The sequence below is a fragment of the Marinobacter bryozoorum genome (assembly GCF_023156245.1).
GTDB lineage: Bacteria > Pseudomonadota > Gammaproteobacteria > Pseudomonadales > Oleiphilaceae > Marinobacter > Marinobacter bryozoorum.
Map to the genome: position 1 here is coordinate 21,611 of NZ_JAKZAH010000044.1, position 6,389 is coordinate 27,999.

Below are 6,389 nucleotides of genomic sequence, written 5' to 3' on the forward strand. Positions count from 1 at the left end.
TCATGCGGCTCCATGGAAATACACCACGCGCTCCGAGCGGTTTACGGCTTCCACCCACTCCCCGAGTCCGGCAATGGTAAAACCCTCCGCAAGATTGGCAGCGGGCTTTTGATAGCGGCGGGCTTCTTCCTCGTTGAGCAATCCACGGCGCAGGGCAGAGGCGATGCAGACCACTGGCGTAATCCTGTGTTCGCGTGACAAGGTCTGCCAGCGGCCGGTCCAGTCTGTTTCATCGGATGGCGGGGTGTTCAGTGCCGAGGCCAGGTGAACCCCGTCGCCATACAGGAAGACCAGGTCAACCCTGTGGCCAGAGTCGAGCAGCGCTTGGCAGAAGTCGTAGGCCGAGGCAGGGGCCTGGCTCACATAGGGAGCGCCGGTGATCACCAGGCTGTAGCCGGGCTGGTCGGATACTGAAAGATCAGGCATTGAGGCTTCCGGATCAGAAATGGCTTCAGGGCATTATGCTACCAAGAAAAAAGCCCCGCAGGGCTTCTGTATAGTACCTAGACCTGTGTAATTTTGATAAAAACCCCCTTAATTGGGGGTTTCTTTTTCCTGAAGAATGAACTATATGTATAGTGAATACTGTGTAATATGTGTAGGGCATCAAGGATGTTTGCAACGAAGGTTACAGCCAAGGTAGTTCAGGACAAAAGTGGAGTGGCCACAGAGATTCCGGTCATTCTGACTGACCAAGGGGTTTTGGGGTCAGTCACAGATTATGTGCTTAGCCTTCACCTAAACGGCATCTCACTTTCAACAATCACTAGCCATATTCAGTCGATTAGGCTCCTCATCGAGTTCATGAGTGCCAACGAAGGCATGTTCGATGAACCCGAAGCGTTGTTCGCGGCCTTTGTCCGACGGCTCTACAGCGGCACCATCGGTGAAGATGGATTGGACCCCTCTGGCCTTTATTGGATACCGGCCAGTAATAGCACGATACATCGACACATCAGCAATCTGACGAATTTCACCAATTGGCTCTCGGACAAAGGTCTGGGCAAGCCTCTTAATACCTTGCGGACAGCCACTCGACATGAGGAGCGCATCCAGTATGCCGCTTGGTTTAGGCGCAACCAGAACGATTTCCTCGGACACATCAAAGACAAGTCGATCAACAATACTGTCAAGAGAGCCCGCAGCATCAAGGGCAGAACGCCTCTGGCAAGAACCAATGACGATGCCATTGCCTTCCCTACGGGAAAGTTTGAAGACTTCTACATGAAGGGCTTGGGAGGAGCCAAAGACCCGCGAGTTGCCCTGCGGGACAAGCTTATCTTGCTCCTGATGCACGCGGCCGGGTTGAGGCGGAGCGAAGCACTGTTGCTTTGGGTCACAGATGTCTTCGAGGCCCCCTCCGATCCGGATCGGGCAATCGTGAGAATCTACAACGAGATAGAAGGTAAGGCACCTGAAGGATGGAAGTCCCGAAAAGGGATAAAAACACGCAAGGCGTACCTACAAGAAAAGTATTCACGCATACCGCGTCAGGAGATGCAAAACACCCAGCATCTCGGCTGGAAATCCAAAACCCTGGATCACAAGGATGGTTACCTGGAGGCGTACTTCTTCCCTCAGGAGTTTGCTCGGATATTCATGTTGCTGTGGCGACAGTATTTGGTTTTCCGTGCATCGTTGGAGTGCCATCACCCCTATGCGTTTATCAGCTTCGACTCTCGCTATCTGGGCAATCCCTATACCTACAATGCCTTCAACCAAAGCTATGCCGCAGGATTAAGACGAATTGGCCTCGAACCTAACAAGAGCGTAGGGCTCGATCCTCATGGGCATCGCCACAATTATGGCCGCCGTTTGACGGATGCTGGGGTAGATCCACTCATTCGCAAAAAGTGCCTGCATCACGCAAGTCTGGAGTCTCAGGTTCCTTACACCATGCCCTCCAGCGTGAAAGTCTCAGAAGCGCTGTCCCAGGCAACACAACAACTTCAGTTGGGATCGGATAAAGAAAAGACTGCCGCCTCTTTCGACTGGAGGACGTTAGCAGAACAGGGTTTTGAAGACATTGATCCAAACGGCAACTTTACCGGCAAGAATCCACGTTTAGGGAAGCGATAACATGACTAAAAAATCAGGAAGCAAAGGCTACACCAGGGATCTGACGCTGGGTTGGGTGACTGAGGAACTGGGGCACGACTGGCTGCAATGGCAGCAGTACGCCGCTGAATGGCTAACAACGCAAGATAAAGGCGTTGATAAGCGTTTGAGGGGTATAAGAAAATTTCTTCTTTACCTGAACGCGAAAGCCCCGTATGCCGCTGACGTAGCCACAATGTTCAAGGGCCATCCGAGTGGCCACAAAGTATCCAGTGAAGAGTTTGATGCCTTTCTGAATAGCGGTAGAGGGAATACAGAGAGCTGTAAATTCATTTCGTTTACGGTCGATTTATGCGACTACATCCTCAAGCACCATTTGAGTACCGAGGATGATCACGGCGTCGAGCGGCCCCTGTTCCCTAATCCGTTCGAAAAAATCAAGGAAAACAAATCAAGCACCGAAACCGTCCACAGCCCGTTACCCTATCGCTATATCCAGCAAGCCAGGCACATCCTCTGTCCCTATCCAACCGATGACTCCGGCAATAAAACGCCATGGGTCGGGTTTCATTTTAAAGACTGGCGTTGGGCCATCGGTCAACTTCAGTCTGGCAATCAGGCGTGGATGGAAGTGCCTCCGGAGGTCATTGATCCCGATGATCCGGATTGCATTGCCCGTAAACGGATTGTGAACAGGAACATGAAGAGAGTTGAGATCCATGAGATCTGGTCGCCTGTGATGGCGATGTTTCTATTTACCAAGCTCCATCTGCCGCTTCGTTCTTTTCAGGTACGGTTTCTGGATTCCGGTGAAGGTGATACGTGGCGCTACGAAGGTGGGCAATGGGTGGAAAACACCAAACACCCCTTCAAGTATGGGACGCCCAAGCGTCCCTACCAGAAAGGCATCTTCCGGCGCATTTACGACTCGATGACGGAGAGTTATGCCTCCGGGCTGTACGTTTCCACCAATAAAACCGCCGACCAAAACAAGGATGAGATTCAGCGCGGCTACACTATCCCCTGGCAGCACGAAGAACTGCTGTATTGGCTGGAAAAGCTCCGCAACTGGCAGGAAAAATATAACCCCATCGACCGGTTGGTTAATGGTACCGAGCTTCAAGCAAAAAATATTGGCAAGACCAAATCCAAGAAGCAATTAGCCGAGATGGGCGAGTTTGCGTTTCTATTCCGAGAGAGAAACTCACGCTTCCCGATTTCCGGCGGCACACTGGGGAATCCCTGGTACCGCCTGTTGTCGAAACTGGAAGAAGATTTGTTCCAGTCGGGCCTGAGGATGAAAGACGGGGAGCGCCTCCGGTTTGTGAAAGATTACAGCGATGACTTCGAGGGGAGAGAAGGGAACAAGGTGTCAACGGAATACCCGCTGCACAGCCTTCGGGTCTCGTTGATTACCTGCTACACCATGGACACCGATCTGCCGTTGCCGGTGATCTCCAAGCTTCTGGCCGGTCATACCCGGCTGTTAATGACGATCTATTACAACAAGATTACACCCTCGGTGATGGCCGAAAAAATGAGCGAGGCCGACTCCGCCTTGGTTGAACGCGGGGAAGCGTCCCTGAGGAACTTTCTTCAGGACGCAGAGATGAGGCAGATCCAACTCCGCGCTGCCTTCCATGGTGATCAGTACAATTCTGTCGAAGCTGCGCTGGCGAACCGTAATCCGATTGGCTGGGAGGAACGCGCCACGGGCTTGTGCCTGGTCGGAGGCAACACCGTGCGCTCAGATGAACTCTCCACCGTAGGGGGCTGCTGGAACGGCGGCCCCCTTATCAAAGATGCGGGAGCTGCGAAGTCAAGGATTTATGGCCCGGTACCCCATGGCCCTGAAAACTGCCCCCGCTGTCGCTGGCACATCACCGATGCGACCTACCTGCCAGCTCTGAATTCCAAGTTCAATCAAGTCAGCTACAAAGCGCACCAGGCGGCTGAACTGGCCGTCGAGATTGAAGGCCAATTAGAGGCCCTGAAGGATGAGCTGTTCCTTGCCGAGGAAGACGGTAAACCGTTCCTCAAGCACAGCGAACTTCAGGCCCTGGAGCGCCGCTACGAGAAGCAGCGCGTGGAGGCAGATAAGTACGCCAAGGACTACATCGCCCTCTTCAGTCTGATCAACAAAGTGGTCCAGATTGAGAATGGGCGAACTGAGGACGATGATCGTCAAAAGCTGGTCGCCGTGGGGTCTGCGGAAGACCTCAACGTCAGCATGAAATTCATCGAAACCGACTCGGAATTGCTGCACCTGTCTTTGCTCTGTGAGGACGCTGAGTTCTACCCCGACCTTCACGATGACCTGCGCAAGACGCCTGCGATTGCCAAGCGTACCAACGTCTTGAGTCGAATGATGGCCCGCTCCGGGTACAAGCCCGTCTTTCTGGAAATGGACGAAAACACACAGTTGATCGTGGGTAATGCGCTCGTTCGAAAGATGGCTAAGATCGCGGACCCAGACGACAAGATGGAAGGCTACCGAATCGCGACAAATTACATCGAAGCGCAAGAGTTCCTGGAGAACGATGGGCTCCTGAAATCGGGATTTGAGGCAATCAAACAAATCAACCCGATCACGCTGTCGTCAGGCGCTCTGAAGCGCATTCCGGCCTTGGAGGTGTCCGAATGAACATTGATGTCGATGCGGTTCTGGACACCCTCAAAGACGGCAAGACTGCGAAGACGAAGGCATCTCTGGATAAGCTTCACGAAACGTTGAGCGCCTACTTCGCCTCCGGTGCTCGGGACTTTTCCATCACCACCATTGGGCGCGTATCCGTGGAAGATGGCGGTGTGGGCTATCAGTCGATTCGTGCCACTGCAAACAAGTATTATCGGGATCTGGTCGAAGCGTGGGCCGCCAAGGCAAAGACCACCACGAAGAAACCACCGGTCGGGCCAGCCAAGAGAATGAGCCAGGACCACCAACTGCTGGAGCGCATTGAGGACGCGGCAGTACGTGCCCTATTCGGGCAAATCATTCGGGAGCGGGACCGCTACAGAAGCGAAGCCAACATGCTGAAGAGCACAACCGAGATCGTGATTGATAAGCGACCGACGACCTATGTGGAGCCCCAGCCTGAAGCCACCGTGGAGCTGCTGCCCTCGTTAAAGGGGATCTGTTCGGAAAACGAGATCAAGGCGTTGCAAACCGTCTGCACCGAGGAATGGTTGGAGAAACTCGGATTTAGAGCGAACGCATTGGGCCAAGTGAAAGATGAGTTGGGTACGGAAATCCTGCCTCGTGGCTTCCTGACCGGGCTCAAGAAGATCCTGGGTGAAATTGATGAGTAATGGTCAGGAAAGAGCACGTCAGAACCTGAGTGCCTTCCAGAGCTGGGTGGCCACCCAAACGGATGACGACTTTAAGCAGATCGTCTTTCGGGGCCAGTTAAACCGTGGCGAAGTGGCCAAAGCCATAGGCATCGGAAAGAGCGCGTTGCACCAGAATCCGGCCATCAAAACGGCGCTGGAGAATCTGGAGCAGAACCTGCGTGATCGGGGTGTTCTGCCAGAACTGACCGAAACCGCCCAGGCCCAGCGATCAGGACCGAAGCGTTATGATCCCAGCGTTAACCAAAGAGCCATGGAATCGAGAAGGCTCTCAGTGCTGGAGCAGGAAAACATTGAGTTAAAGGCCCGGGTGGCAACCCTTGAAGCCAAGCTGAAACGTTACGGTGAACTGTCCGAAGTCCTCACTGAGTTCGGAGTCGCGCCCGATGCATGAGGATTATTTCCGTGTCACCAGCTGCCAGCATAACGGCTATAAATACACGATCTTCACGGGCATTCCCCTTAAAGCCGACAGTTACAAAATCAACTCCGGCAAATACATCGTCAGCATCCGATGCGAAAACCAGTCCCTGCCTATCAAGCCGTCCGTTGGCCAGCAATGGCGGGTGCGTGGTGTCAGGACCCTGGAGACCGTTCAGGCAGGCGATTATGAGCTTCAGCAGCATTTGTATGACGCCCCAGCTGAGATGGAGTGCACGCTGCCCGAGACGGGCGAAGCGCTGATCCGTTTCATTGCCAATGAAAAGGAGTTCACCGGTATCGGTGAGGCCAAAGCACGAGCCCTCTGGAACGCTTTTGGCAGTGACCTGCACTTCATGCTCCAGTCTGGCACCGCTAAGCACAGAGGCCTTCTCAGGAAGGTTCTCAGCGAGGTTTCAGTAACCGCGCTTTACAACGGCTACGCCAAGTACAAAAACCTTGCGCATGCGAACTGGCTGGCCTCTGTGGGAGTGCCGCTGAGCATTCAGCAACGCATCCTGAAATACCACGATGATCGCACCGTTGAGATACTCAAGAGCAAT

The 6,389-nt window shown here is 53.6% G+C and carries 5 protein-coding genes and 1 pseudogene; 5 read left to right on the forward strand and 1 reads right to left on the reverse strand.

What is annotated here, in order from left to right:
* Nucleotides 1-426: a sulfurtransferase complex subunit TusD gene (gene tusD / locus MLC59_RS17220; RefSeq protein WP_248236636.1), complete on the reverse strand. Its 426-nt coding sequence runs from the start codon at nt 424-426 to the stop codon at nt 1-3.
* Between the two features lie 186 nt (nt 427-612).
* Here tusD and gmtY point away from each other — a divergent pair, with 186 nt between their 5' ends.
* The 5 genes and pseudogenes from gmtY to MLC59_RS17245 form a co-directional block, all read left to right on the forward strand.
* A complete protein-coding gene (gmtY, locus tag MLC59_RS17225; protein WP_248236637.1) occupies nt 613-2,079 on the forward strand; it encodes a gamma-mobile-trio recombinase GmtY in 1,467 nt (488 codons plus the stop codon).
* Nucleotide 2,080: 1 nt separating this feature from the next.
* Nucleotides 2,081-4,702 carry a gamma-mobile-trio integrase GmtZ gene (gmtZ, locus tag MLC59_RS17230; RefSeq protein ID WP_248236638.1) on the forward strand — a complete coding sequence of 874 codons (2,622 nt, stop codon included), beginning with the start codon at nt 2,081-2,083 and terminating at the stop codon, nt 4,700-4,702.
* Nucleotides 4,699-5,367, forward strand: a complete 669-nt coding sequence (gene gmtX, locus MLC59_RS17235; RefSeq protein ID WP_248236639.1) for a gamma-mobile-trio protein GmtX — start codon at nt 4,699-4,701, stop codon at nt 5,365-5,367. Before gmtZ ends, gmtX begins: the two co-directional genes overlap by 4 nt.
* Nucleotides 5,360-5,800, forward strand: coding sequence for a VPA1267 family protein (locus MLC59_RS17240; protein ID WP_248236641.1), 441 nt, complete (start codon nt 5,360-5,362; stop codon nt 5,798-5,800). The genes gmtX and MLC59_RS17240 overlap by 8 nt, the downstream gene beginning before the upstream one ends.
* Nucleotides 5,793-6,389 (forward strand): annotated as a pseudogene (locus MLC59_RS17245) (AAA family ATPase); the annotation flags it as partial. The gene MLC59_RS17240 and the pseudogene MLC59_RS17245, both read left to right, overlap by 8 nt.